This is a genomic window from Brevundimonas sp. (genome assembly GCF_032017145.1).
In the GTDB taxonomy this organism is placed as follows: Bacteria; Pseudomonadota; Alphaproteobacteria; order Caulobacterales; family Caulobacteraceae; genus Brevundimonas.
In genome coordinates this window covers 1-2,038 of record NZ_DALZQC010000209.1, presented here as the reverse complement: position 1 = coordinate 2,038, position 2,038 = coordinate 1, and the positions used below count along the sequence as shown (strand labels likewise).

Below are 2,038 nucleotides of genomic sequence, written 5' to 3'. Positions count from 1 at the left end.
CTGAGCGGCCAGGGCGGCGGTCTGGGCGGCGGCGGCGGCGGTCGTGGTTTCAGCCACGCTGGCATCCGCCGCGCGCAGTTCAGCGGCCGCCGCCTCGGCCGCAAGCCGGGCGTCGTTCCAACGGACGTAGAGCAGGGCGGCCTGAAGGGCGCGAATCTCGGCCGAGATCTTCTTGTATTTCTCGGCCTGACGGGCTTCGCGCTTCAGGCGGTTCAGCGCTGTCTCCAACTCGCGGCCGATGTCGTCGAGGCGTTCGAGGTTGGTCTCGGCGGCCTTCAGGCGCAGTTCGGCTTCGTGGCGGCGGGTATGCAGACCGGCCACCCCGCCCGCCTCTTCCAGAATGCGGCGGCGGTTCTGGGGCTTGGCGGCGATCAGTTCGCTGATCTGGCCCTGACGCACCAGGGCGGGCGAGTTGGCGCCGGTCGAAGCGTCGGCGAACAGAAGCTGGACGTCGCGGGCGCGCACTTCCTTGCCGTTGATGCGGTAGGTCGAGCCCTGGCCCCGGTCGATGCGGCGCGACACCTCCAGAATGGGGCTGTCGGTGAAGGGCTGGGGCGCGCGGCGTTGCGCGTTGTCGATGGTCAGGCTGACTTCGGCGTGGCTGCGCGGGGGACGGCCTGCGGCGCCGGCGAAGATGACGTCGTCCATGCCCTGGCCGCGCATGGCCTTGGCCGAGTTGGCGCCCATGACCCAGCGCAGGCTTTCCAGCACGTTGGACTTGCCGCAGCCGTTGGGGCCGACCACGCCTGTCAGGCCGGATTCGATCTGGACCTCCGCCGCATCAACGAAGGACTTGAAGCCGACCAGCCGGAGCCGCTGGAACTGCATGGACCTAGAGCGTCAACGACGCAGCAACGGGTCGATGGCGGCCGACAGGGCGTCCAACGAATGGTCGGCGACCAGGGCGCCGTTGACGAACAGGGTGGGGGTGCCGGTCACGCCCGCCGCCTCGGCGCCCGCGATCTGGGCTTCCAGCGTCGCGCGGGTGGCGGGGGCCTGCAGGCAGGTCTCGATCTCGGCGCGGGTCCGGCCGCTGGCGGCGACGCCGGCGGTGAACCAGGGTTGAGCCCCGGTTGTGGCCAGGTTCGCCTGATCGCGCATGAAGACCGAGGCCACGTCGAAATACTTGCCCGGCGCGGCGCACAGGGCGACGGCCGCCGCAGCGGCGGCGACATTGGCCGGCTGGGTCGGCAGGTTGCGATGGACCAGCCGCACCTTGCCCGTGTCGATGTATTTGGCCTTGAACGCCGGCAGCACCGTGTTGTGGAAGTCCGCGCAGTGCGAGCAGGTGAAGGAGGCGTATTCGATCACCGTCACCGGCGCATCCGCCCGACCCAGGACGTGATCCTGGGCCGTGACGGGGGGCGGCGCCTCGGCCGCGAACGTCGCCGGCGCCGCGCCCATCGACAGGGCGGCGGCGAAGGACAGGGCCAGGACGGCGCGGCGGATCATCGGCGTCGCCTTACTTGGCCAGAGCGGCGTCGATGGCGTTGGACAGGTCGGCCAGGCTGGCGCCCTCGCCGCCGGGGGTCAGGATCTGCTGATCGTTGACGTAGAAGGCCGGGGTGCCGGTCACGCCCTGGGTGCGGGCGAACTGGACGCGCTTCTCCATGGCGGCGACGGCCTCCTTGTCGGTCACGCAGTCGTTGAACTGCTGCTCGGACAGGCCGGCCGCCTGGGCGGTGCGCAGCAGCCAGTCGCGGGGCGAGGAGGTCAGCATCTCCTGCTGGGTCGCCATCAGCTGGTGGACCACGTCGAAATACTTGTCCTCGCCGGCGCAGCGCGCGACCAGGAATCCGGCGGTGGCGGCGTCGACCGGCGGGGTCGGCAACTCACGGAAGATGTAGCGGACCTTTTTGGTGTCCACATATTTGGCCTTGAAGGCCGGCCAGGTGTTCTTCTGCCACAGGGCGCAGTGGGGGCAGGTGACGGAGGCGTATTCGACCACGGTGACCTTGGCGCCTTCCGGCGCGCCCAGGCTCATGTCGCCCTCGGCCGCGCCCTTGGCGCCGCCGCACGCCGCCAGGGCCATGGTCAC

Annotated in this window: 3 protein-coding genes; all 3 read right to left on the bottom strand. The window is 70.4% G+C overall.

The features are described from left to right. Nucleotides 1–828: AAA family ATPase (locus RTU05_RS18005; protein WP_312599651.1), on the bottom strand; the 828-nt coding region annotated here is incomplete at its 3' end. 12 nt (nucleotides 829–840) lie between these two features. Beyond that, the gene (locus RTU05_RS18000) at nucleotides 841–1,452 is read right to left on the bottom strand and encodes a thioredoxin domain-containing protein (RefSeq protein ID WP_312599650.1); all 612 of its coding nucleotides are present in this window, start codon (nucleotides 1,450–1,452) and stop codon (nucleotides 841–843) included. A gap of 10 nt (nucleotides 1,453–1,462) precedes the next feature. Beyond that, entirely contained in the window at nucleotides 1,463–2,038 is a 576-nt protein-coding gene (locus RTU05_RS17995; RefSeq protein ID WP_312599649.1) for a DsbA family protein, read from the bottom strand.

Coding starts and splice junctions, on each gene's coding strand:
- RTU05_RS18000 (WP_312599650.1), bottom strand. CDS start 1,452: ATGATCCGCCGCGCCGTCCTGGCCCTGTCCTTCGCCGCCGCCCTGTCG.